Source organism: Nonomuraea soli, assembly GCF_013761175.1.
Lineage (GTDB): Bacteria > Actinomycetota > Actinomycetes > Streptosporangiales > Streptosporangiaceae > Nonomuraea > Nonomuraea soli.
In genome coordinates this window covers 40,254-63,326 of sequence record NZ_JACDUR010000014.1, presented here as the reverse complement: position 1 = coordinate 63,326, position 23,073 = coordinate 40,254, and the positions used below count along the sequence as shown (strand labels likewise).

25 protein-coding genes are annotated in these 23,073 nt (G+C 71.7%); 10 read left to right on the top strand and 15 right to left on the bottom strand.

Annotated features, from left to right (window positions below; all coding sequences use genetic code 11):
* Positions 1–3: 3 nt before the first annotated feature.
* Complete coding sequence (locus HNR30_RS45845) at positions 4–1,473, bottom strand: thioesterase domain-containing protein (RefSeq protein WP_181616536.1); 1,470 nt, start codon at positions 1,471–1,473, stop codon at positions 4–6.
* A gap of 619 nt (positions 1,474–2,092) precedes the next feature.
* Between HNR30_RS45845 and HNR30_RS45840 the strand changes: the two genes are divergently transcribed.
* Positions 2,093–2,656 carry a dihydrofolate reductase family protein gene (locus HNR30_RS45840; RefSeq protein ID WP_181616535.1) on the top strand — a complete coding sequence of 188 codons (564 nt, stop codon included), beginning with the start codon at positions 2,093–2,095 and terminating at the stop codon, positions 2,654–2,656.
* Between the two features lie 29 nt (positions 2,657–2,685).
* Here the strand turns inward: HNR30_RS45840 and HNR30_RS45835 are convergent, their stop codons facing one another.
* Complete coding sequence (locus HNR30_RS45835; RefSeq protein WP_181616534.1) at positions 2,686–3,693, bottom strand: RNA polymerase subunit sigma-70; 1,008 nt, start codon at positions 3,691–3,693, stop codon at positions 2,686–2,688.
* 117 nt (positions 3,694–3,810) lie between these two features.
* On the opposite strand from HNR30_RS45835, the gene HNR30_RS45830 reads away from it, so the two are divergent.
* Both HNR30_RS45830 and HNR30_RS45825 read left to right on the top strand, forming a co-directional pair.
* On the top strand, positions 3,811–4,395 hold the full coding sequence (locus HNR30_RS45830) for a TetR/AcrR family transcriptional regulator (protein ID WP_181616533.1): 585 nt from the start codon (positions 3,811–3,813) through the stop codon (positions 4,393–4,395).
* A complete protein-coding gene (locus tag HNR30_RS45825; protein WP_181616532.1) occupies positions 4,392–5,153 on the top strand; it encodes an alpha/beta fold hydrolase in 762 nt (253 codons plus the stop codon). The genes HNR30_RS45830 and HNR30_RS45825 overlap by 4 nt, the downstream gene beginning before the upstream one ends.
* Before the next feature lie 19 nt (positions 5,154–5,172).
* Here HNR30_RS45825 and HNR30_RS45820 read toward each other — a convergent pair whose 3' ends face one another.
* Positions 5,173–5,751: a TetR/AcrR family transcriptional regulator gene (locus HNR30_RS45820; protein WP_181616531.1), complete on the bottom strand. Its 579-nt coding sequence runs from the start codon at positions 5,749–5,751 to the stop codon at positions 5,173–5,175.
* 82 nt (positions 5,752–5,833) lie between these two features.
* Between HNR30_RS45820 and HNR30_RS45815 the strand changes: the two genes are divergently transcribed.
* The 4 genes from HNR30_RS45815 to HNR30_RS45800 all read left to right on the top strand — a co-directional run bounded on the left by HNR30_RS45815 (position 5,834) and on the right by HNR30_RS45800 (position 8,987).
* Positions 5,834–6,715, top strand: a complete 882-nt coding sequence (locus HNR30_RS45815; RefSeq protein WP_181616530.1) for an SDR family oxidoreductase — start codon at positions 5,834–5,836, stop codon at positions 6,713–6,715.
* 32 nt (positions 6,716–6,747) lie between these two features.
* On the top strand, positions 6,748–7,323 hold the full coding sequence (locus HNR30_RS45810) for a hypothetical protein (RefSeq protein WP_220134756.1): 576 nt from the start codon (positions 6,748–6,750) through the stop codon (positions 7,321–7,323).
* A gap of 31 nt (positions 7,324–7,354) precedes the next feature.
* Entirely contained in the window at positions 7,355–8,398 is a 1,044-nt protein-coding gene (locus HNR30_RS45805; protein WP_181616528.1) for an ArsR/SmtB family transcription factor, read from the top strand.
* Between the two features lie 88 nt (positions 8,399–8,486).
* Positions 8,487–8,987, top strand: a complete 501-nt coding sequence (locus HNR30_RS45800) for a hypothetical protein (RefSeq protein WP_181616527.1) — start codon at positions 8,487–8,489, stop codon at positions 8,985–8,987.
* Between the two features lie 16 nt (positions 8,988–9,003).
* Here the strand turns inward: HNR30_RS45800 and HNR30_RS45795 are convergent, their stop codons facing one another.
* The 4 genes from HNR30_RS45795 to HNR30_RS45780 are packed head-to-tail and all read right to left on the bottom strand — an operon-like array spanning position 9,004 to position 11,689.
* A complete protein-coding gene (locus tag HNR30_RS45795) occupies positions 9,004–9,900 on the bottom strand; it encodes an MBL fold metallo-hydrolase (RefSeq protein ID WP_181616526.1) in 897 nt (298 codons plus the stop codon).
* A 40-nt stretch (positions 9,901–9,940) separates the two neighbouring features.
* Entirely contained in the window at positions 9,941–10,402 is a 462-nt protein-coding gene (locus tag HNR30_RS45790; protein WP_181616525.1) for a GNAT family N-acetyltransferase, read from the bottom strand.
* Positions 10,403–10,412: 10 nt separating this feature from the next.
* Complete coding sequence (locus HNR30_RS45785; protein ID WP_181616524.1) at positions 10,413–10,895, bottom strand: dihydrofolate reductase; 483 nt, start codon at positions 10,893–10,895, stop codon at positions 10,413–10,415.
* Positions 10,892–11,689: a thymidylate synthase gene (locus tag HNR30_RS45780; RefSeq protein ID WP_181616523.1), complete on the bottom strand. Its 798-nt coding sequence runs from the start codon at positions 11,687–11,689 to the stop codon at positions 10,892–10,894. The genes HNR30_RS45785 and HNR30_RS45780 overlap by 4 nt, the downstream gene beginning before the upstream one ends.
* Before the next feature lie 64 nt (positions 11,690–11,753).
* Here HNR30_RS45780 and HNR30_RS45775 point away from each other — a divergent pair, with 64 nt between their 5' ends.
* Positions 11,754–12,599 (top strand): aminoglycoside adenylyltransferase domain-containing protein, encoded by an 846-nt coding sequence (locus HNR30_RS45775; protein ID WP_181616522.1) that lies wholly within the window; start codon positions 11,754–11,756, stop codon positions 12,597–12,599.
* Positions 12,600–12,693: 94 nt separating this feature from the next.
* Here HNR30_RS45775 and HNR30_RS45770 read toward each other — a convergent pair whose 3' ends face one another.
* Both HNR30_RS45770 and HNR30_RS45765 read right to left on the bottom strand, forming a co-directional pair.
* Positions 12,694–14,226 carry an FAD-dependent monooxygenase gene (locus HNR30_RS45770; protein WP_181616521.1) on the bottom strand — a complete coding sequence of 511 codons (1,533 nt, stop codon included), beginning with the start codon at positions 14,224–14,226 and terminating at the stop codon, positions 12,694–12,696.
* On the bottom strand, positions 14,223–14,822 hold the full coding sequence (locus tag HNR30_RS45765) for a CatB-related O-acetyltransferase (RefSeq protein ID WP_246380390.1): 600 nt from the start codon (positions 14,820–14,822) through the stop codon (positions 14,223–14,225). The genes HNR30_RS45770 and HNR30_RS45765 overlap by 4 nt, the downstream gene beginning before the upstream one ends.
* Positions 14,823–14,925: 103 nt before the next feature.
* Between HNR30_RS45765 and HNR30_RS45760 the strand changes: the two genes are divergently transcribed.
* Positions 14,926–15,522 (top strand): TetR/AcrR family transcriptional regulator, encoded by a 597-nt coding sequence (locus HNR30_RS45760; protein ID WP_246380375.1) that lies wholly within the window; start codon positions 14,926–14,928, stop codon positions 15,520–15,522.
* On the opposite strand, the gene HNR30_RS45755 is transcribed toward HNR30_RS45760, so the two are convergent.
* Genes HNR30_RS45755 through HNR30_RS45745 form a run of 3 tightly spaced genes read right to left on the bottom strand, consistent with a single transcriptional unit; the run spans position 15,500 to position 18,087 of the window.
* Positions 15,500–16,645, bottom strand: coding sequence for an RNA polymerase sigma factor (locus tag HNR30_RS45755; protein ID WP_181616519.1), 1,146 nt, complete (start codon positions 16,643–16,645; stop codon positions 15,500–15,502). The genes HNR30_RS45760 and HNR30_RS45755 overlap by 23 nt on opposite strands.
* A complete protein-coding gene (locus HNR30_RS45750) occupies positions 16,642–17,052 on the bottom strand; it encodes a YciI family protein (protein ID WP_181616518.1) in 411 nt (136 codons plus the stop codon). The genes HNR30_RS45755 and HNR30_RS45750 overlap by 4 nt, the downstream gene beginning before the upstream one ends.
* A gap of 45 nt (positions 17,053–17,097) precedes the next feature.
* Positions 17,098–18,087: a helix-turn-helix transcriptional regulator gene (locus tag HNR30_RS45745; RefSeq protein ID WP_181616517.1), complete on the bottom strand. Its 990-nt coding sequence runs from the start codon at positions 18,085–18,087 to the stop codon at positions 17,098–17,100.
* An 87-nt stretch (positions 18,088–18,174) separates the two neighbouring features.
* Between HNR30_RS45745 and HNR30_RS45740 the strand changes: the two genes are divergently transcribed.
* A complete protein-coding gene (locus HNR30_RS45740; protein ID WP_181616516.1) occupies positions 18,175–18,576 on the top strand; it encodes a RidA family protein in 402 nt (133 codons plus the stop codon).
* Between the two features lie 30 nt (positions 18,577–18,606).
* Here HNR30_RS45740 and HNR30_RS45735 read toward each other — a convergent pair whose 3' ends face one another.
* From HNR30_RS45735 to HNR30_RS45725, 3 genes are read right to left on the bottom strand one after another with little or no spacing between them, the layout of a single operon-like run.
* A complete protein-coding gene (locus tag HNR30_RS45735; RefSeq protein WP_181616515.1) occupies positions 18,607–21,600 on the bottom strand; it encodes an FtsX-like permease family protein in 2,994 nt (997 codons plus the stop codon).
* A complete protein-coding gene (locus HNR30_RS45730; protein ID WP_181616514.1) occupies positions 21,597–22,409 on the bottom strand; it encodes an ABC transporter ATP-binding protein in 813 nt (270 codons plus the stop codon). Before HNR30_RS45730 ends, HNR30_RS45735 begins: the two co-directional genes overlap by 4 nt.
* Complete coding sequence (locus HNR30_RS45725; RefSeq protein WP_181616513.1) at positions 22,406–23,014, bottom strand: ATP-binding cassette domain-containing protein; 609 nt, start codon at positions 23,012–23,014, stop codon at positions 22,406–22,408. Before HNR30_RS45725 ends, HNR30_RS45730 begins: the two co-directional genes overlap by 4 nt.
* Positions 23,015–23,073 lie beyond the last annotated feature (59 nt).

Genomic DNA, 23,073 nt, shown 5'->3' with positions numbered 1-23,073 from the left:
TCATTACTGTCCTGCCGGGATGTCGAGGCTCAGTCGGGGGTGCCGGTACGGCGTGGCCACCGCTGCCAGCGCGTCACCCAGGGGGGTGCGCAGTGGCAGGTGGCAGATCTGCCCGCGACCCCATGGCCACGGCGCGGGATCGGCGAGATCAGGCAGCTCGGTCAGGTCGGGAAGCGTGTTCAGGTCGGGTGAGTCGCGGGGGTCGGGCGGCTCGGGGAGGCCGTCGGTGCGCCTGCCGTTCGGCCGGCCGGTTACGGGGAACTCGGCGCCTCGCTGGGCGCCGGTCTGCTGGGCGCCGGTCTGCTGGGCGCCGGCCTGCTGGGCGGCGGCGAGGGCCCGTTTGGCGGTCAGCAGCCGCAGGGCCAGCCAGCCACGATCCTCCTCGGCGTAGCCGTCGAGCTCGTCGAGCTCCGCCGGGGTGAGCCATCGAGCCAGCTTCTCCGCCGACACATCGCCCGTGAGCGCCACTCCCACCCCGAGACCGGCACGCCCGCTGACCGCGACCAGCGCCAGCCCGCCGTCCTCAGCCACCACCACACCCGGCCCACCACCAAGCCCGAGGCCTGCGCCCGGCCCGAAGCCGGCCTCCGCGCGCAAGTCCCGCACGACGGCGGCCCTGACACCCGAGTCCTGCACATCGGAAGTTCCAGCGTCGGTGTCCGGGCGGAGGTTGCCGGGCCAGGAGACGGCCCACAGCCGGACCTCGTCCTCACCGCCGACGCCGGCAGCCGTTCCCGGCGTCGGCCTCGGGGGCCGGGGAGACTCGGCCTGCCAGGGCAGGCTCGGGGGCCCTTCGGCCAGGTCGGCGGCGATCAGGGCGGCCAGTTCGGCGGCGTCGTCTCGCACGAAGAGGTGCCCGCCGCGCAACACCCGCAGCCGGAACCCCGCCGTGCCGTGCCTGGCCCATCCCGCCACGTCGGCCAGGGTCAGCTCGTGATCCCCCAGCCCGGTGAACGCCACCACCGGCACCTCCAGCGGCGCCTCCGGCCGGAACCGGTACCGCCTGAGCCATCCGAGATCGGCACGGAGCACGGGCAGCAACAGCTCCTGGATCTCGGGCTCGGTCCGCAGCAGCGGCATCGCTCCTGCCCGCCGGATCAGCTGCTCGATGAAGGCGTCGTCTGGCAGGTCGACGATGGCGGCCAGCGGCACCCGCGCGTGCGGCGGATGCGCACCGCCGACGTACAGCCGCACAGGCAGCGGTAACCCGCGCCGCCGCAGCTCACGCACCACCTCGAAGGCCACCCTGGCCCCCATGCTGTGGCCGTACAGCGCGTACGGCTCACCGGTCGCCGGCGCGATTTCGTCGGCGATGTCCTCGACGCTGAAGACAGGCGGTTCGGCGATGCGGTTTTCCCGTCCTGGTAATTGGAGGGGGACGACGTGCGCTGGAGCGCTCGCGTGGGTGGCGAGCGTGCGCTGGAGTCCGTTGTAGGCGCTGGCGCCTCCGCCGGAGAAGGGCAGGCAGAACATCGTGCGGACAGTCGTCGGGCCGTGTGGGTGGGGGCTGAGCGACGCCGCGGTGATCTGTCCGGTTATCGCCCAGCACCCCCTCGGGGGCCTGTTGACCAGGGACAAAGCTGTAGCAGGCGAAGGGTGCTCGGCATGAAGTGACGCTCCTCGTCGATGGTCACTACATATGAACTACAGATCATCTACAAACGACAAATCCTCTTATATCCAGGCACATACAAGCAGTCAATGAGGTCCTTTCGCGACCCAGGCAGCCGAAATTACGGTGACAGATTCATTTCTTACGTGTCTCTTGACGCAGCATGATCGCGATGCTATTTTGCGCGGTTTATACGGCACAAGGAGGCTATGTAAACCCCACCTTTGAACGGAAATCCGGATTGACTACTCGTCTGACTGAGTATCAAAAAAATTGGGCCTTGACGAGAACGGAAAGAACTCTTCTTATAGGCGTGCATGACCACGCGCAGGCTGGAAACGCAGGTTTCAGACCGACACTTATCAGGAGTATGATCATCGGCCGCCCTCCCCCAGCGCCCTCGGCCACGCCGGCCACCGATTAGGATTCCGCGCCGCGTCCGTCCGTACTGGTGAGATCGACTCACAGGAGGCTGACGACATGCGGAAACTCACCTATGCGATGAACACGAGCCTGGACGGCTACACGGCCGCGCCCGGCGACGACCTCGGCTGGGGCGCACCGAGCGACGAGCTGTTCCAGTGGTGGTCCGACCGGGTCGCCGCGACGGAGCTGGCACTGTACGGGCGCAGGCTGTGGGAGACGATGAGCTCCCACTGGCCGACCGCCGACGAGCAGCCGGGCGCCACGCCCGCGGACATCGAGTACGCCCGCCGCTGGCGCGACATGCCCAAGGTGGTGTTCTCGTCGACGATCGACAAGGTCGACTGGAACGCCCGCCTGGTCAGCGGCGACGCGGTCGCCGAGATCGCCCGGCTGAAAGCCGGGGACGGCGGCCCGATGGACCTCACCGGCGCGACGCTCGCCGCGGCGGCCATGCGGGCCGGGCTGATCGACGAGTACCTGCTGGTCACCGTACCTGTCCTGCTGGGCGGCGGCACGCCGTTCTTCACCGCGCTGGACAGCTGGGTGAACCTGGACCTGGTCGAGACGCGGAAGTTCCCCGGCGGCGTGCTGCTGACCCGCTACGAGACGAGGAGATGACCGCGAGCCCGTGCGCCGGGCTCGTCTGATCACAGCGTCGCCGGCAGGCCCAGCCATGGCTTGTCGGCGGCGTCGAATCCGGTGAGTTCGGCGATCGTGCCGTCGACGATGTGCAGGACCGCGATGGTGAACAGGCGGTACTCCGGGTCGCCGGGGGCGCGGCGGTAGAGCGCGGCGGCGGGCATGCGGTTGAGCGTCGTGGCGATGCAGCGCCAGTCGTCGTAGCCGGGCTGGAAGAGTCCGGCGCGGACCCAGCCGTCCACGGCGTCCCTGGCCGAGACGATCACGGTGCCGGGGTCGGGCAGCATCGTGAAGCGCAGGTCGTCGCGCAGCAGCGCCATCAGCCCGTCGAGGTCGTTGCGCTCGTGGGCGGCCATGTACGACTTCACCACGCCGCGCTCGACCTCCGACAGCTCGTGCGCGGCGGGGCTGCGCCAGTCGAGGCGGCGGCCGGGCAGCTGCTCGCGCATCGTGACGCGTGCCCGCTGCAGGGCGCTGGTCACCGATGCGACGGTCAGTTCCAGGGCGTCGGCGGCCGTCGACGCCGGCCAGCCGAGGACGTCGCGCACGATGAACACCGCCCGCTGCCGCGGCGGCAGGTGCTGGACGGCGACGATGAACGCGAGCTCGATCGTCTCCCTGGCCACCGCCGATTCCTGCGGGTCCTCCGGGAGCATCCCGTCGGGGTAGGGCTGCAGGTAGCGCACCTCCGTGCCCGCTCCAGGCAGCTCGGCGGGCACGGGTGTGCGGTCGTTGCGTTTGCCCAGGAAGTCGAGGCAGGCGTTCGTCGCGATCCGGTACAGCCAGGTGCGCAGGGCGGCTTCGCCTTTGAACGACTCCCGCTTGTTCCAGGCCCGCAGGAACGTCTCCTGCGTCATGTCCTGGGCGTCGGCGTAGTTCGCGAGCATCCGGTAGCAGTGCACCTGCAGCTCACGGCGGTAGGGCTCCGTGATGAGGGCGAACTGCGCCGCGTCGGTCGAGCGGGCGGCCGCGATGAAGGCGGTCTTGTCGTCGCCTGGCAGGCTGGCGTCGGTCATGGTCGTCAATCCTTCCGCAGGTGGTGGGGGGTTACCAGGACTGACGACGCGGCGGAGGATTTCTGAGCGGTGAGCTATGCTGTGAACAAAAAACCAATTTGTTCAAATGGAGACACAATGCCGCCCGCGTTCTCCGAGGAAGAGCGGTCGCGGATCATCGGGCAACTGCTCGACACCGCCACCCGCCTCTTCTCGACCCAGGGCCTGCGCAAGACCTCCCTCGACGAGCTGACCGCTCCGGCTGGCATCGCCAAGTCCTCGCTGTACGCCTTCTTCGACTCCAAGGAGGACCTCTACTTCGAGGCGATGCTGCGCCAGAGCGAGCAGGTCCGGCGCCGGGTGATCGACGAGGGGCTCAACCGCGGCGCCGACACCCGCGACGCGCTGCGCCGCTTCCTGCGCGCCACGATCGCCGAACTCGACGGCAACCCTCTCTACCGGCGGCTCATGTCCCACCCCCAGGAGATGGCCGCGGTCGCCGCGAAGCTCACCCCCGAGCGCATGGCCGCGGCGGCGGACGGCCCGATGGCCGACCTGCTCCAGTTCCTCGGCACCCATCTCGACGAGGATCCGCAGGTCCTGCTCGGCGTGCTGCGCGCGGTTCTGCTGACCCCGCTGCACGCCGAGCATCTGGGCGCCGAGATCTACCCGGCCGTGATGAACCGCCTGATCGACGCGGTCACTGAAGGGATCACCCCATGATGAACGGCCTGCCGCACCTGTCGGCCGGCGCGGGAGCGCCCCTGGTCGTGCTGCTCTTCACCTCGGAAGCGGCCAATCCGACGGGGTTGGCCCGCTGGTCGACGATGCGGATGGTGCGGCCGTTCGCCGAGCATTTCACCGTCCATGTCGTCAACCGGCCACCCGGCCTGCCGCCGACCACGACGATGGCCGGCCTGGCCGCCGTCTACGCGCGAGCGATCGAGGCCACCTTCGACGGCCCGGTGAACATCCTGGCCATCTCCACCGGCGGCTCCATCGCCCTGCAACTCGCCGCCGACCATCCCGGGCTGGTCGACCGCCTGGTCCTGGCCAGTACGGCCTGCACTCTCGGCCCGGCCGGCAAGCGCGCCCAACGCGCCTACATCGAGCGGGCACGTCAGGGCAGGCGGCCGAGCCCCGCCCTGGCCGAGATCGTCACCAGGTCGGTGATCGGACGGAGAGTGCTCCGGTGGCTGCTGTGGTTGTCGGACGGCGGCCGCAAGGACCACACCGACGCCGTCACCGTGCTCAACGCCGAGGATGGCTTCGACCTGCGCGGCCGGCTGCACGACATCAAGGCGGCCACGTTGCTGATCCAGGGTGGCGAGGATCTCGTCTATCCGCTCGAACTGGCCCGGTCCACGGTCGAGGGCATCCCCGGCGCCCGGCTCATCGTCTACCCGGGTCGCAGCCACAGCCGCACCTTCACCGACAGGCGCTTCAGCTCCGACGCGCTGGCCTTCCTCCTGGACAGGTGATCGGCGCCCGCCGTGGTCGTCAGTGAAGATGCGTGGCGGCGGCGTGGAGCTCATGCAACGCCGCGCGCGTGAGGGGCGCCAGCTCGCCGGGATCGCCGTCAACGGGGCCGGTCCACCGGCTGAAGCCGAGGTTGAAGGCCATGACCCCGAGTTCCGCCGCCACGCGCGCCGTGATCTCCGGGATGCCGCGCCTCGTCAGCGCCTCCGTCATGGCCGCGGCCATGCCGACGCTCTTGGACGTGTTGCGCCGCCGCAGCTCCTCATCGGCCTCGATCGCCGCGTGCATCAGCGTGCCGATATCGCGGTTGACGGAGGTCATGTGGCGAGAAGCCCGCTCCAGGCCCGCTGCGACGGCGGCCATCGGCGTCGCGTCGGAGGGGGCGGCGGCGATGCCTTCGGCCAGCAGCCGGCTGAGAGTCTCCTGCCCGGCGGTGAGGATGTCGCGCTTGTCGCCGAAATGCCGATGGAAGGTGCTGCGGGTGAGGCCGGCCCGTTCGGCGATCTGGGCGACCGTGGTCTCGTCGTAGCCCTTCTCGGCGAACAGCCGTAGTGCCGCCATCACCAGGCGCTCTCGTGCGTCCGGCTTCCATCTGGGCATGACACCAATCATAGATGATGCGACAGGTGTCGCGTCATGAGGTACGTTGATAGGACATCTGTCGCATCGCGGGGGTTTCATCATGCACGTCTTCATCACCGGCGGCACCGGCCTGATCGGCTCGGCGGTCGTCGCCGAGCTGCTGTCCGCGGGTCACACGGTCGCCGCTCTGGCCCGGTCCGAGGCCTCCGCGTCACGCGCCGAAGCGGCCGGAGCGAGCGTGCTGCGCGGAGCGCTGACCGACCTGGAAACGCTGCGCACCGGCGCACGAGAGGCCGACGGCGTGGTCCACCTGGCCTTCGGCAACGACTTCAGCTCGCCGGAATCGGTGGCGCGAGCGGTCGCCGAGGAAAGCCGTGCGCTGGCCGTGCTCAGTGACGCCCTCATCGGCACCGATCGGCCGCTGGTCACCGTGGCGGGCACGCCCACGGCGCCCGGCCGCGCGTCGACCGAGCAGGACCTGCTGCCCACCGACGGTCCGGTAGGGGGACGCGGCGAGTCGGTGAACCGGGTGCTCGCCCTCGCCTCGCAGGGGGTGCGCACTTCGGCGGTACGGCTCCCGCGCACCGTTCACCGCCGGGGGGAGGGCGGATTCGCGGGCATCCTCACCACCGCCGCCCGGCGCGCGGGTGTGGCCGGCTACCCAGGAGACGGCACCCAGCGCTGGCCCGCCGTCCATGCCCTGGACGCCGCCGTGCTGTTCCGGCTGGCCCTGGAGAAGGCTCCCGGGGGAACGTCATGGCACGCCGTCGCCGACGAAGGGGACGCCGTGGGCGACATCGCCGCCGTCATCGGGCGACGGCTCGGCCTGCCGGTGGCGTCGGTGCCGCAGGAGAGCTTCGGCCCGCTCGGGCCGGTCTTCGCGATGGACCAGCCGGCCTCCAGCGCCCGCACCCGCGCCGAGCTCGGATGGGAGCCGACCGGCCCCAGCCTGCTCGCCGACCTGGAGAACATCCAGCCCTGACCCGCGCCCGGCGGGTGGCCTAGGGTGCCATGGTGACCAAGGCCCCGGCCGCCACCGGCTACGTGACCCGCACGCCCCTGCTCACCGGGGCCAACCCGTTCGTCACCCTCTACGACGCCGACGGCGCGCCCACCGGCTACGCGTCGCTGTGGCAGATCGACTGGTCCACGCACGGCACGGGCGCCGTCATGGTGGTGTGGACGCCAACGAGCCTCCGAGTCGTCGGCGATCACCCCGGCTTGGCGGCGTGGATCGAGGAGCACTTCGTCCGCCACTTCGACGAAGCCACAGCGCTGCCGTCCTGGCCCGCCGTACAAGCCCGGCACGCCGTCGTGCGCCTCCGCGTCGACCCGGCCACCGGCGCCCGCGCCGAAGCGGCCGGGATGGCGGTCAGCATCACGGGCCCCCTCGACGCCCGGCCGTTCGCCCAGGCCGACTTCCCGCTGCGGGGGGTGAGCCATGGCCTGTCCATGCAGGTCATCCCCTGCGAGCACGCCACGATCACGATCGACGGCATCGCCGTACCGGGCAGCCCAGCCGTGGTCCGTGCCGACGGCCGGCCCGCCTCCTCGGCCGTCGTCACCGTGCACGAGGCGTGGAGCGCGTGAGGAAGATCGGCGCCGACAGACGCGGAGGGTCATGCCCACGGTGATCACCGGCCTCGACCGGTGCGCGCAGGCGGGGAAGCTGCTGCCGGCGGTGTCGGCGCTGACCGAGTTCGGCTCGGCGTTGCACGTGCTGCGCGACCCCGGCCACCACGGCCTTGACGAGTGGGCGGGCGGCATCCTCACCTCGATGAGCCCCCGCCTGGCGGCGTGGACGCGGTCGTGGTGGTGGACGGCGCAGGCCATCAGGGCGACACCCTTCGTCACCCCTACGACCTCGGCGGAGTCCTTCACCGATCGGCTGGAGCACCTCCGCGCCCTTCCCGCCCAGGAACTGGCATCCCAGTTGCTGCGGCCGATCGCGCCCACCGGCGACCGGCAGGTCGCGCTGCGCTGGTCCCGCTCGCGCGGTGCGGCGGTGGAAGCGTGCGTCGAAGCGCTCGCCAGGCGTCCGCAGGAGGCGGCCGAGGACTTCCTGGCCTTCCTGCGCAGCAGCTGGCAGGAGTGGTTCGAGGCCGAGTGGGCGCGCATCCGGCCGGTGCTGGCCGGGCGGGCTCGTCGCTTCGCCGACCTGGCGGCGCTCCAAGGGCCGGGGCCGGCGCTCGCCGCCCTCGACTCCTCGGTGGAGGCGACGCCGACAGGGGTGACCGTGCACATCGCGAAGGTCCGGGCCGCTCGTCATGACGTGTCGAAGCGCGGGCTTGTCGTGGCGCCCAGCACCTTCATCCGGCCCCACCTGTACGTGGCCGATGTGCCCGGCCGGCCGTTGCTGCTCCTTCACCCCGCCGACGCCGGCCCTGCCGTACCCTCCGCCGCCGTGGTGCGGCGGCGGCTCGAGGCCCTCGCGCACCAGGGCCGTCTGGAGGTCGCCCGGGCGATCGCCACAGAACCGCGTACGGCGGGCGAGATCGCGATGTTGTGGAACGTGGACCCGACACAGGTCAACCGCCACCTGCGCGCCCTGGCCGCAGCGGGACTGGCCACCACGGCCAGGCAAGGACGGTTCGTGCGATACCGGCTCGCGACCGACGTCCTGGAGGAACTCGGTAAGGATGTGCTGTCTCTTCTGCTGCGCTGAGCACGATTGATCGGATTCGTCAGCCCGCTGGCGCGCCCTCGGTGGCGGTGGTGAAGTCCCTCCGACTGCTCACAGAGGGAGAACCACCATGACGATCTTGTCTTCCGGCGAAGCGATCGGCCGGCTGCGCGCCGATCGCGCCATCCTCCTCGCACGCGTCGCCGGGCTGACCGAGGAACAGCTCGGCTCCGAGTGCCTGGTGGATTCGCGCCCGCTCGGCGACTTCTGCCGTTCCTTGCACGACCTCGTCGCCCACGTCCTGATGTGGGACGAGATCAACCTGGCGGTGCTGGCGGAAGCCGCCGCCGGCCGTGAGCACTGGAGCCTCGATGCGCGCTGGGAGGATCCCGCCGTCGGCCGGTCGCTGAACATCGGCGGCGTGGAAGCGGGACGCCACCTCTCGCCCTGGCTGCTGCTGCACCGGTCCGGGGCGGTGCATGACGCGATCCTGGAGGAGCTCGGCAGAGTCGGCGAGGAGTCCTGGGATGAGGTCGGGGCGCTGGCGCAGCGGGTGTGGACCGTGCCCGGGCATCCGGCGTTCTGGCATGCCGCCATCCACCTCGGCCAGGCCGTACGAGGGTCGCTGTGAGGCGCGGCCGGCGTGGTCACACCGACACGAACGGCTCCGTCAGGTGCGGCGCCGCCAGGTGCAGCGTGGTGGCGGGTTCGCAGGCGAGCATGCGCTTCCTGGAGTTCCTGGCCTCCTCGGGGTCCACCTCGTGGGCGTAGGCGAGGTCGGGGTGGAGCACCTGGAGCGCGTGCACGAGGAGGTCACCGGCGACGAGCACCAGCTCCCGGCCGTCGGCGACCAGGACACTCTGGTGGCCGGGGGTGTGGCCGGGTGTGGCGACCGCCCGGCCCGCGCGCAGCGGCGTGTCCCCGTCGAGCAGCCACAGCCGGCCGGCCGCCGCGAGCGGGTCGATGAGCGCTTGGCGAAGCTGCGGGTTGAGCGTGTCGACGGCGTCGAGCTCGGCCCGCTGGAGCACGTATTCGGCGTTCGGGAAGTAAGGGCGGCGGGTATTCGAGGCGCTTGAAGGGACGACTGACTCGGTCACCCCCGGCCAGCCGACATGGCCGGTGTTCGAGGCGTCGCCTGACGGGACGGCCGACTCGGACACAACCGCCCACCCGACGTGGTCGGTGTGCAGATGCGTGAGCACCACGGTGTCGACCTCGGCCGGATCGATGGCCGCGGCGGCCAGAGACTCGGGGAGCCTGCCGGGCACGGGCGCCCACGAGCCGGCCGGGCTGTCCGCGGGACCGATCCCGGCGTCCACGAGCGTCAGGCCCTTGTCGCTGCGGATCGCGTACGCGCGGAACCGCAGCCACCACCGGCCCTCGGCGTCGACCGCGCCGGGATCGTAGCGGTCGGCCTCGGCCCAGTGGTCGGCGGTGGCTTCGGGAAAGGCTTCGGCACGCGGAGAGAAGAAAGGACCCTCGGCATCGGCGAGGGCGATGATCTCGGTCGAGCCGATCCGGAGGCGGGGAACGCTGAGGGACATGGTCGCGATCCTGCCATGCCCGGCTCGGCGGATCGGCGCCCTACCCGAGGTCGAGGACGCCGACGGGCTGGCCGCCCGTGGTCTCCCCGGTCGGGCGGAAGCCGAGCTTGAGGTAGAAGTTCTCCGGCCCGTCGTCTCCCGCCTCCCAGGAGACGAACATCTGCCGCGCCCCGCGCCGTCTGACCTCGGCGGCGACCGCCTCGACGGCGAAGCGCCCGACGCCCCGGCCCTGCGCTTCCGGCATCACGTTGAGGCGCCACAACCCGGACCGGAAGTCGACGCCCTTGCCGTTCCAGTCGATCTCGACGAAGGCCATGAGGAAGCCCACCGCCTTGTCGTCCGCGTCGAGGATCAGCCGCGGCCAGGCCGCGTCGCCGAAGACGTACGCCTCGGCCAGCGATTTCGCCACCGGTGCGACGAACCGCTCCTGATCGGGGCGGACCTTCACGGTGAGGGCGAGATCGATGTTGGCCTGAGTGACGGGAACGAGACGGAAGTTCATGAGAAGAACCCTATGGGGCCTTTTCGGCGCTATGTCCGTCCCAGTTCAGGAAGCGGTAGTGCAGCCCCGTCGACGATTCCTGCCAGTCCCCGACGGAGTCGGGCGGGCGTCGCAGCTCGGGGGCACGGGTGTCGCCCTCGAAGGCCTCGCGGATCTCGGTGACCACGATGCGGTCCGCGAAGGGAAGCGCCGCCTGGTACACGGCCGCGCCACCGATCACCCACACGTCTCCTGATGCCACGGCCAGCGCCTGCCGCAAATCGGGGAACGTCTCCACCCCCTCCTGCTGGCTGCGCGAGAGCACCAGATTGCGCCTGCCCGGCAGCGGCCGGAACCGCGGCGGCAGCGACTCCCAGGTGCGGCGCCCCATGAGGACGGTCGTGCCCGCGGTCAGGGTCCGGAAATGCTTCAGATCCTCAGGCAGGTGCCACGGCAACGTGCCGTCACGGCCGATGACGCCGTTCGACGCCTGCGCCCAGACCAGCCCGATCACACCGCCACCTGGGCCCGGATGGCGGGGTGCGGGTCGTAGCCGTCGAGGCTGATGTCTTCATACGTGTAGTCGAACAGGCTGGCGGCCGGCTTCAGGCTCAGCGTGGGGAACGGCCGCGCCTCGCGTGCGAGCTGGGTACGGACCTGGTCCTCGTGGTTGTCGTAGATGTGGCAGTCGCCGCCGGTCCAGACGAAGTCACCGACGCCCAGGCCCACCTGCTGGGCGATCATGTGCGTCAGCAGGGCGTAGCTGGCGATGTTGAACGGCACGCCGAGGAACAGGTCGGCGCTGCGCTGGTAGAGCTGGCAGGACAGCTCGCCGTCGGCGACGTAGAACTGGAAGAACGCGTGGCAGGGCGGAAGCGCCATACGCGGGATGTCGGCCACGTTCCAGGCCGACACGATGATGCGCCTGGAGTCGGGGTTGTCGCGCAGCGTGCGCAGGACCTCGCTGATCTGGTCGACGTGCCCGCCGTCCGGGGTCGGCCATGAACGCCACTGCACACCGTAGATCGGGCCGAGGTCTCCGTCGGGTGCCGCCCACTCGTCCCAGATGGTGACGCCGTGCTCGCGCAGCCAGGTGACGTTCCCGTCGCCGCGCAGGAACCACAGCAGCTCGTAGGCGATCGAGCGGAAGTGGACCTTCTTCGTCGTGATCAGCGGGAAGCCGTCGGCCAGCCGGTAGCGCAGCTGGTGACCGAAGATCGACCGCGTGCCGGTGCCGGTGCGGTCCCCCTTGCGGGTGCCTGTGTCGAGGACGTGGCGGAGAAGATCTTCGTACTGCGTGTTCGGCATGGTCACAAGCCTAAGGGCTCGGCCATCGCCTCGAAGCGTGATCGCCGCTGGCAGGATGGGGCCCATGCTTCCACGCGACGTGGCACGCGCGGCATCCCGCTACCTGACCACGGCCGACCGGCTGGCGCCGGGCCGCATCCGCGGGTTCTACCTGGTCGGGTCGGTCGCGCTGGGCGCCTGGCGGGCGGGGCGCAGCGACATCGACTTCGTCGCCGTGGTGGACGGCGACCTCGGCGACCGGGATCTTCGACGGCTGTCGCTGCTGCACAAGGCCGCCAATGTCCCCGCCGCCTGGCAGGCGCTCGTCCGGGCCAGGCCGGCCATCCCCGGCACGCTGAACGGGGTGTTCGTGGCGGCGGGCGACCTGAGCAAGCCGGTCTCGCGCATCCGTCCGCTCGCCTCGCACAGCGGGCCGTCCTTCACGCGTGGACGCGGGTTCGAGGTGAATCCGGTCGTGTGGAAGATCCTGCTGGAGAAGGGCGTCACGGTGCGCGGCCCGGCGCCGGGCGAGCTGGGGCTCGATCCGGAGCCGGGCACGCTGCGCGAGTGGAATCTGCGGCAACTGCGCGGGCACTTCGCCACGTGGGCGCGTCAGGCGATGTCGGACAGGCCCCCGCGCAAGCCGCTGCTCCCGGCCCACCGGGTGGCGCTGTCGACCGTGCTCGCGCCTCCCCGGTTGCACCACACGATCATGACGGGCGAGGTGATCTCGAAGGAGGAGGCGGCGCATTACGCGCTGGAGACCTTCGATGCGCGCTGGCGTCCGCTGATCCGGCTGGCGCTGGCACGCCGCCTGGGGTCGCCCGCGCCGGACGAGGCGGCCGCGTCGGTGGACGATCCCCGCGAGCTGCCTCGCCTGGCGGGCGCGTTCGTGCTCGACGTGATCACGAGCGCGGATCAGGCGGGGTGACGCCGTCGGGGGCAGGTGAGACAACAACGCGGCCTCTGGCGCACGCAGGGGTGACGCCGCCCGTGGAGCGCCCAGAAGCGACGCCGCCTGTGGGTCACGCTGAGGGAAGCCACCATCGGGTGAGCGCGTCACGCAGTGCCGGTGCGGCGCTCCCCGGCGGCTCGTCGACGGGGACGGCCCAGGCGATGTGGGCGTCCGGCCGGATCAGCAGCGCGTCGGCGGGACGCCCTTCGGTCTTGGCGGTGTGCACGTCGACGCACTGCCCCCACGCGCGGGCGGCCTCGCGCAGGTCGGAGCGGTCGGCGAGGTCCAGGAGGATGGGCCGGGCGGGCCGCAGGAGCTCGGCGAGGCCGGTGATCCCCTGGTCGGTGTGCAGCGTCAGGTCGGGCGCGAAGGTTCCGGCCAGGGGGTGCGGGTCAGCGCCGGGTACGGCGTAGCGGATGTCGGCGCCCGCCACCATGGCTCCCATGCGGCGCAACGGCGCCTCGTCGCCGAGCAGCTCCTGGAACACCTCCCTGAGCGCGTCGGCGGCGGCGTCGTGCCCGCGCCGCAGCGCCACCTGGGCGCGCGTGTGCAGCATGGTGCGGGCGCCGGCGTGGTGGCGCTCGTCGTGGTAGGTGTCCAGCAGTACGGGTGCCGCCCAGCCCCGCAGGTCGGCGGCCAGTTTCCAGGCGAGGTTCACCGCGTCGAGCATGCCCGCGTTGAGCGCCACGCCGGTGGCGGGGAACAGGTGCGCCGCGTCCCCTGCCACCATGACGCGCCCGGCGCGGTAACGCTCGGCCTGGCGGGCCTTGAAGGTGAAGCGGGACAACCGCGTCGATCCGGCCAGCGGCACGTGGACGCCCAGGACGCGGTGCACGCTGTCCTGCAGCTCGGTCAGGGTCATCGGGACGTCGTCGTCGTATTCGGTGGTCTCGTCCTCGACGGTGTAGAGGGAGACGCTCCGGGCGCCGGGCGTGGAGCCGAGGCCGAGCAGGCCCTGGCCGGTGCGGGTGAATCCGGCCCGGACGACGCCGTGGCCGGGGACGTCGAGGTCGCCGTTGTCGAGCACGGTGACCGAGTCGGGCAGCGTGACCTGGGCGAGCCGGTTGACCTCCGGATAGGTGACGCCGGGGAACGGGATGCCGGCCCACTCCCTGACGCGGCTGCGTGCGCCGTCGCAGGCCACCGCGTAGCGGGCGGTCACCTGGTAGGAGCCGTCGGGACCTCGCACCTCCACCCGTACCGTGGTGTCGTCCTGGCTCAGCCCGGTCACCTCGTGCCCGCGCCGTACCTCCACGTCGAGCTCGGTGGCGCGCTCGTCGAGCACCCGTTCGAGCGCCTGCTGCGGCAGCGGCAGGGCGTGCATGGGCGGATCCGCCAGCCGGGTGAGGTCGATGTGCACCCCGCCGAACGGGAAGCGGGGGGCGGGGACGGGACCGGTGCAGGCCGCGCGGAAGTGTTCGAGCTGGCCCCGGTAGCGCAGCAGCTCCAGGATCTGCCCGCCGAGCCCTCCGGCCTTCGGGGTGTCGCGGCGACGGGGTTGCCGCTCCAGCACCAGCGGTCGCACTCCGGCGAGTCGTAGTTCGTTCGCCAGCATGAGGCCGGTCGGACCGGCTCCTACGATGATCACATCGACGTTCGTCATCGGCGTGCACTCTCCAGGTCGTCGACGGCGCCCGACATGATCGCGCGCACGTGCTCGGTGATGAGCTCAAGGGGCCAGTCCCACCAGGCCACGGCAAGCAACCGGTCGATGTCGGCGTCGCTGAAGCGGCGGCGGATGAGCCGGGCCGGGTTGCCGCCGACGATGCCGTAGTCGGGCACGTCGTCGACGACGACGGCGCCCGAGGCGATGATCGCGCCGTGTCCGATGCGTACTCCTGGCATGACCGTGGAGCGGTAGCCGAACCAGACGTCATGGCCCACCACGGTGTCGCCCCGTCCTGGCAACCCGGTGATGAGGTCGAAGTGTTCGGCCCAGGAGCCGCCCATGATCGGGAAGGGGAACGTCGAGGGGCCGTCCATGCGGTGGTTGGCGCCGTTCATGATGAATCGCACGCCCTCCCCCAGCGCGCAGAACCTCCCGATGATCAACTTCTCCGGCCCGTAGTGGTAGAGCACGTTGCGGGTCTCGAAGGCCGTCGGGTCGTCGGGGTCGTCGTAGTAGGAGAACTCCCCCACCTCGATCAGCGGCGAGGTGACGAGGGGTTTCAGCAGCACCAGGCGCGGCTGGCCGGGCATGGGATGCACGAGGGCCGGGTCGGCGGGAACGAACGCCACGAGATCGTCTTCTTTCCGCGAGGGATTATCGGTACGGAACGTACCGTACCGATAGAGTGGTGGCATGACCAAAGCACCCCACCGTCGCGGCGCCGACCGGACCGAGGCGATCATGCGCACCACGCTGGAGCTCGGCCAGGAGATCGGCTACGCCAGGCTGAGCATGGAGGGGGTCGCCGCCCGCGCCGGGGCCGGCAAGCAGACCATCTACCGCCGGTGGTCCTCCAAGGGCGCGCTGCTGCTCGACTCGCTGCTGTCGCTGCACGAGCCCGCGCTCGACTACCCCGACACCGGAGACGTCGTGGCCGACCTGCGCACCCAGATCCACGCGGCCGTCGACCTGCTGGCCGGGCCGCCCTTCGGACCCCTGTTCACCGCTCTGATCGGCGAGGCCCAGTACGACCCCCGGGTCGCCGCCGCGCTCAACGAGCGCTTGATCGCCCCGCAGGCGGCCAAGACCGTCGAACGCCTCCAGGCCGCCCGCGACCGGGGCCAGCTGTCGGAGGCGTTCGACCTCGACCTGGCCATGGCGATCCTGTCGGGCCCGCTGTACTTCCAGCTGCTGATCACGCAGGAGCCGCTGACCCACGCCTACGTCGACCGGGTTCTCGACGCCCTGTTCACCGGACTCGGCCCGATCAGCCGCGCAGCCGGGCGTTGAGCCTGAGGGCCTGGCGCATGAGGTGCTCGTGTTCCTGGAAGCTGGTCGCCTGGCGGGCGGCCTCGGCGTACAGGCGGGCGGCGGTCGCCAGGTCGCCGTCGCGCTCGTGCAGGTAGGCCGCGACGGCGTTGTAGCGCGGCAGGGCCGGATCGAGCTCGGCCAGCGCCGCCAGGCCGGACCGGGCGCCGTCCGCCTCACCGACCGCGACGGCCCGGTTCAGGCGCGCCACCGGATTGCCCGTCAGGCGCACCAGCTCGTCGTACCACTCGACGATCTGCACCCAGTCGGTCTCCTCCGCCGCCGGGGCGTCGGCGTGGAGCGCGGCGATGGCGGCCTGGGCCTGGAACTCCCCCAGCCGGTCACGGGCCAGGGCCGCCTGGAGCACGTCCACGCCCTCGGCGATCAGGCGGGTGTTCCACAGGCGGCGGTCCTGCTCGGCGAGCGGGACGAGCCGGCCGTCCTCGGTGGTGCGTGCCGTACGGCGGGCATGATGGAGCAGCATGAGCGCCAGCAGCCCCGCGACCTCCTCGTGCTTGGTCAGCGCGGCCAGCTGGCGGGTGAGCCTGATCGCCTCCGCCGCGAGGTCGACGTCGCCGGAGTAGCCCTCGTTGAAGACCAGGTAGAGCACGCGCAGCACCGTGGCGACGTCACCCGGCTGGTTGAGCCGGACGCCCGACACGGTGCGCTTGGCCCTGCTGATGCGCTGGGCCATGGTCGCCTCCGGCACGAGGTAGGCCTGGGCGATCTGGCGCGTGGTCAGGCCGCCGACCGCCCGCAATGTCAGGGCGACGGCCGAGGAAGGCGTCAGGGACGGGTGCGCGCACAGGAAGTACAGCTGGAGCGTGTCGTCGACCGCCTCGCCGGGACCAGGCGCGGGCTCGCTGTCGGCGCGGAGTTCGCGGTCACGCCGCGAGGCCTCGGCGCGGGCGGCGTCGAGGAACTTGCGCCAGGCCACGGTGATCAGCCAGCCCTTGGGGTCGCGCGGCGCCTCGTCCGCCGACACGCGCACGGCTTCGACGAGGGCGTCCTGGACGGCGTCCTCGGCCGCCGCGAAGTCGGCTCCGCGGCGGACGAGGACACCGATCACCGCGGGCACCAGCTCCCGCAGCTCCGGCTCGTTCACTCGACCACCGTGGGCGGCTGGTCGACCATGAACGGACGCACCTCGAGCCACTCGTGGATCGGCTCACCGCCGGCCCCAGGAGCCGCCGACAGCTCGCCGGCCAGCTCGATCGCCCGCTCGTGGCTGTCGACGTCGATCACCATCCAGCCGGCGATCAGATCCTTGGTCTCGGCGAACGGGCCGTCGATGACCGGGGGCCGCCCTTCACCGTCGTAGCGGACGAACATGCCCTCGGGCGCGAGCGCCTGGGCGTCGACGAACTCGCCGCTCTCCACGAGCCGGTCGGCGAAGTCGCGCATGTACTTCATGTGCGCGGACCACTCCTCCGGCGTCCACTGGTCACCGGGCACGTTGTTGACTGCCGCCGGCGCGCCCCGGTAGTGCTTGAGAAGCAGGTACTTGGCCATGGTGTTCTCCTTCGATGTCGTCTTTCGCACCTGGGACGGAGCCGCTCACCGATTCTCGACATCGGGCCCGGGTGAATATCGGGCGGCGATCGCGGCGGCACGCTGGCGCAGGGAGTCGCGCAGCCACGGCGGCTCCAGCGCCTCGGCGCCCAGGGCCAGCTGCCAGAGCGCCCACACGGCGTGCCTGCGGTCCTGGAAGCTCACCTCCATCCGCAGCCGGCCGTCCGGCTCGGCCCGCTCCTCGATGATGGCCAGCGCCGTGCCGGCCAGCTCCTCGCGCCGCGCGGGATCCAGCCTGACCAGGGCGACGACCTGGTCACCGCCGGTGCGGAAGCGTGTGCTGCGTTCCTGCCAGGCCCGGTCCAGGTCGACCCGTTCCGGTCGCTGCGCGGCTTCCGGCAGCACCTCGGCGGCCAGGACACGCGAGAGCCGATAGGTGCGGTCGGCGCCGGACCTGGTGGCCAGCAGGTAGCCCCGGTCTCGTACGGTGACCAGCCCGATCGGGTCCACCGTGCGCCACGTGGGGGTCTGGTCGGCGGCGGCGTAGTGGATGCGCAGCCTGTGCCCGGCGAGCACCGCGCGCCTGACCTCGGCCACCACGGTGTCGGGCACCTCCTCGACGGTCTGGCGGCGCGAGAGCAGGTCGATCTCGGGATCGATGAGCAGCCGTTCGGCCGCGCCGGCGGCGGTGTCGCGGTAGCTCTCCGGCAGGGCGTCGACGACCTTGAGCATCGCCGAGGCGAGCGCCGAGCCGAGGCCGAAGGCCTGCGCGCCCGGCCGCGATCCGGCGACGAGCAGAGCGAGGGCCTCGTCGTGGTTGAGCCCGGTCAGCTCGGTCCTGAAACCGGGCAGCAGCGCGAACCCGCCGTGCCGTCCGCGTTCGGCGTAGACCGGGACGCCCGCCGCCGACAGCGCCTCGATGTCGCGCAGCACGGTGCGGGTGGACACCTCCAGCTCGCGGGCGAGCGCCACCGCGGACAACCGGCCGTGCTGGCGCAGCAGCAGGACCAGGGAGACCAGCCGGTCGGCACGCATGCGAAAACTCTACAGAGATACACGACACAGGATGTCGTGATTTGCCGGGAGGCTGGTTACCGCTCGACGAAACGAATGGAGACCGATATGTCTGTCGAACGAACCGTGGTCAACCCGTGGGAGTGGTCGGTGCCGCTGGGCTACAACCAGGGCGAGGTCGTCACCGGGGAGACCAGGACGCTCTACATCTCGGGGCAGACCGCGATGAGCGCCGAGGGCAAGCCTGAGCACGCCGACGACATGGCTGCGCAGCTGGCGCTGAGCCTCGACAACGTGGAGGCCGTGCTCGGGGAGGCCGGCATGTCGCTGGCGGACCTCGTCAGGCTCAACGTCTACACCACCGACGTCGACCGGCTCTTCGAGCATTACGGCGTGCTGGCGGCGCGGCTCGGCCAGGCGGGGGTGGCGCCGGCCACGACCATGCTCGGCGTGGTGCGGCTGGCCGTCCCCGGCCTGATGGTCGAGCTGGAAGGCACCGCGGTCGCGTGATCGGGCGGGTGGACCGCCTGGAAGGCTCTGTCACGCCTGGGCCTCCCGCAGGCGGTCCACCTGGATCCCGCGCAGCAACACCTCGCTGACCACCACCGCCGCCACGACGCTCACCAGCACCCCGCCGCCCACCAGCAGCGCGACGGGTCCTGGAGCGATCTCGAAGGGCAGCGGCGGCGTGGTCGGCGGCTCGGCGAACTGCGGGATGCGCTCGAGCGCCACCCGCGCCGCCAGCATCCCGGCCCCGAGCCCCGTCAGCATCCCCGCGCCGACCGTGATGAGCTGCTCGACCAGCAGCGCGGCACGCAACGACCGCAGTCCGGCGCCGGAGGCCGCCAGCGCCGCCAGCTCGTAGCGCCTGCGCCTGGCCGAGGAGTACAACGCCAGCACCGTACGGCCCAGCGCGAGCACCGCGGCCGCCAGCGCGGAGACCAGCAGCAGCAACAGGGCCAGCCCGGGCCCTTCGCCGGCGAAGCGGGCCTGGAGGTCGGCCAGGTGGGTGACGGAGAGCACGCCCAGGCCCTGAGCCGTCAGCGCCTCGGTGATCCTGGCGGCCTGGCCCTCGGTCACCCACACCTCGAAGCGGGCGCGGCTGTGCAGGCCGTACGCGATCCGGTCGGCGTATTCGAGGTCGACGATCGCCCCGGTGCCGGTGAGGCCGGGCGCGGCCCAGGTGGGCGCCGCGGCCTTGACGCCGGCGGCGTTGAGGCCGTCGAGTCCGGGCACCGGGCTCCTGCCCGGCACCCCCGTCACGATCGCGGGCAGTTCCTCCGGGAATGTGGCCATCCGTATCGACGACTCCGTCAGGTCGGAGACGTCCAGCCTCAGCCCGTCCTGGGAGGCCTCGCCCTCGCCCGTCCACCGGCTGCTCCTGGTCAGCCCCGCGTCGACCTCCCGCCACACGCCGTCCTGCCGGATCTCCAGCTTGGCGATGGTCACCCCGAACACCTCGCTGGTGGGATCCGGGGCGGGCTCGGCGATCGACAGGTAGTCGAGCTCACCGCGCAGCGCGCGCAGCTCGCACCGTTCCGTACGGCAGGCGGGGGGCAGGTTCCACTCGCGGACGCTGCGGGTGCCCGTCAGGTAGGCGACGGGCACCACGATCGGCCCGATCCTGCTCGGAACGGAGACGGTCATCATGAGGCGTACCGCCAGATCCTGCCGCAGGCTGGGATGGTTCACCGTGAACCGCACCCGGTCGCCGGTCAGCCACGCCCGCGGCATCGCGGGCGCCCTGATAAGCCCCGTCGCGTCGGCGATCTGCCGGCCGGCGGCCAGGTCAGCGTCCCAGTAGGCGACGCTGGTGAACCTGATCGGGTCGGTCGCCACCATCTGCACGCTGCCGGGTACCCGCACCACCGGGGCGGCGACCAGCGCGCTCGGATCGGCCTTCCTGACCGCCTCGGCCAGTTCGTGCGGCCTGACCGGCGTGACCTCGATGACGCTCGGGGCGCCCAGGTGGAAGCGGGCGGTCTCCGCGTAGTTGCCGATCGTCGCCGTCCACGCGCAGACGGCGAAGGTCGCCAGGCCGAACGCGGTGGCCAGGATCACGATGCTGCCCGCCGTCACCGTCCCGCGCGCCACCTGCCTCAACGCCAGGAACGCGCCCAGCCCGCCACGCCTTCTGGTCAGGCCGAAGAAGGCCCTGACCAGGGCGGGCAGCAGCCGCCTTGCCAGCAGCGCCAGAGCCAGCGCCAGCAACGCGGGAACGGCCAGGGCGCCGGCCCGCTGCCCGGAGGCGTCGCTGATCACCCCGGCGGTGAGCAGCTCGACGAGTCCCAGTCCGACGAGTGCCAGGACCACGGCGTCGATGACCCAGCCCGGCCTGGTCCGCCGCGGGGTCCTGCGCCACTCCTCGGTGACCGGGCGCCGGGCCGTACGCCAGGCGGACGCCACCGCGGCCACCAGCCCGCCCGCCAGCGCCGCCGCGCCCGCCAGCGGCGCGGTGGCGGGAACGGTCAGCGGCACGCCGGGCAGCAGGGCGCCGATCATGAGGTCGGCGGCCGCGCGCCCGGCCAGCAGGCCGAGAGGGAAGGCCAGCGCGAGCAGCAGCAGAGGCTCGGTCAGCGCGAAGCGCCAGACCCTGGCCAGCGAGTGTCCGCGCAGCCGGGCCAGGGCGATCTCCTGGCTCCTGGCCCTGACCAGGTCGCCGACGGTCTGGAACAGCAGCAGCCAGGCCAGCGCCACGAGCTGGCCGATCACCACGTAGGTCGGCACCGACAGCGTGCCCGCCTGCGCCCGCATCGTCTTGATCACGTCGTCGAGCCTGCTGAAGACGGCCGCCTGCGTCTGCCTGCCGAGCGCCACGGCGCCCGCCTGCATCGCCGCGATCGTCTCCAGGTCCTCGCCTTCGACCTTGGCCAGGTCGATGCCGAGGATGGCGTAGTTCGTCCAGTTCCGCTTCGAGCCGACGAGGGTGATCGCCGAGCTGGTCTCCCGGGTGACGAAGAACGGCTCGGCCCTGCGCTGGTCGCCCTTGGCGCCTTCGACCGTCGTGAACATGCCGCGGCCGAACCAGAACGGGTCGCCGTGCGAAATCGGGCGGTAGACGCCCACCACCGTCAGCTCCGCCGCCGCGCCGCCGAGCTCGGTGACGATGTTGGCGAACGTCACCTTCTTGCCCATCTTGTCGCCGAACGCCTCGCTGACGATCACCTCCAGGGGCGCCTGCGGGCACCTTCCCTCGATCATCCTCAGGTGCGCGCACTGGCCTTCCTGCCAGATCAGCGGGATGTTCATGTCCTCGGCCGCCAGCAGCCCCTGGGTCTCGATGCCGTAGACGGGCGGGTGCAGGAAGTCGACGCCCCTGGTGAACGCGGCCACGCCCGCGCCGACGTCGCCGGAGGTGGTGTAGCGCCAGCCGCGGGCCTCGGCGGGCGCCGCGCGCAGCACCTCGCGCACGACGGTCGTGCGCGAGGCCGCCGCGTAGATCGGGCCGACGGCGGCCGAGGCCACCGGGATGATCGCGATGATCAGGACGATGAGCGACAGGGTCCGCCGCTCCCACAGGCCGCGCAGGATCATCCCTCGACCCTCCTCAGCACCACGCCGTCGGCCAGCGGCTCGATGCGTGCCCGCGATCCGGGTGGCAGCAGGTGGTGGTATTCCGGCGGCACCTGCACCGCGCCCTCCCGGCCGACGACCACGAGGTTCTCGCCGCGCCGACCCTCCGAGCCCACCCTGCCGTCGCGGATGGTCACGGTACGGCTGAGCCCGTCGCTCACCGCCTTGTCGTGGGTGACGACGACGGCCGTCGTGCCCTCCTGCTCGGCGGCCTGCCTGATCAGCTCCACGACCGCGCGGCCGCTCTCCCCGTCGAGCTGGCTGGTCGGCTCGTCGGCCAGCAGCAGCCTGGGCCGGTTGGCCAGGGCCACCGCGACCGCGAGCCTCTGCTGCTCGCCGCCCGACATCCGGCCCGCCGGGCTGTCGCGGATGTCGCCCAGCCCCACCCGGTCGAGCAGGTCGCCGACGCGGCGCCGGTCGCGGCGCAGCCCGCGCTGGGCGAAGGCGACGTTCTGCGCCGCGGTCAGGTACGGGATGAGGTTGCGTCCCGGGTTCTGCAGCACCACACCCAGGTTGGCGGCGCGCACCCGGTCGAGCTTGCGCTGGTCGAGCGAGCCGAGGTCGGAGCCGTTGATCCAGACCCGGCCCGCGCTCGGCCGCAGCAGGCCGGCCAGCAACCACAGCAGGGTCGTCTTGCCCGCGCCGCTCGGGCCGAGAAGGGCCACGGTCTCACCCTCGTCGACCACCAGATCGACGTCGCGCAGGGCGACGACCTCGACATCCTGCGCCCGGTAGATCTGCACGACGCCCTCGCATCGGGCGATGCTCATGGCCGTAACTCCACGACGCGGTCACACAGCTCGGCCACTTCCGGATCATGCGTGGCTACCACCAGCGCTCCCCCCGCCTCCATGAGTTCCTTCAGGACGACCCCTCGGTGCCCCGCGTCCTGCTCGGCCGTCGGCTCGTCGGCCAGCAGCACCGGCGTGCGCAACGCCAGCGCCCTGGCCACGGCGACCCGCTGCTGCTGGCCGCCGGACAGCTCCTCGACCAGGTGGTCGGCGAAGGCCGAGACCTTCAGCCGTTCCAGCACGACCGCGGCCCTGTCCATCGCCTCCGACGGGTGGTGGCCCGCCGCCCGCAGCGCCACCTCGACGTTCTCGGCGGCGGTCAGCGACGACAGCAGGCCGTACGACTGGAAGACCAACGCCAGCTCCGCCCGCAGGTCGGGCCGCTCGGCCAGCGAAAGGCCCCGCACCAGCACGCGTCCTCGGCTGGGCGGCAGCAGCCCGGCGAGCGTGGTCAGCAGCGTGGTCTTGCCTGAGCCCGACGGTCCCATGAGGGCGACCCGCTCACCCGGCGCGACCTCGAGCCGGAACCCGGAGATGATCTCCCGGCCGCCCGCCCGGCAGGCCAGATCTTCGCACGACAGCACGCTGAGAGCATCGGGTGAAACGGGGACCGATCACAACCGGCGGCCCCAAAACGTTGTAG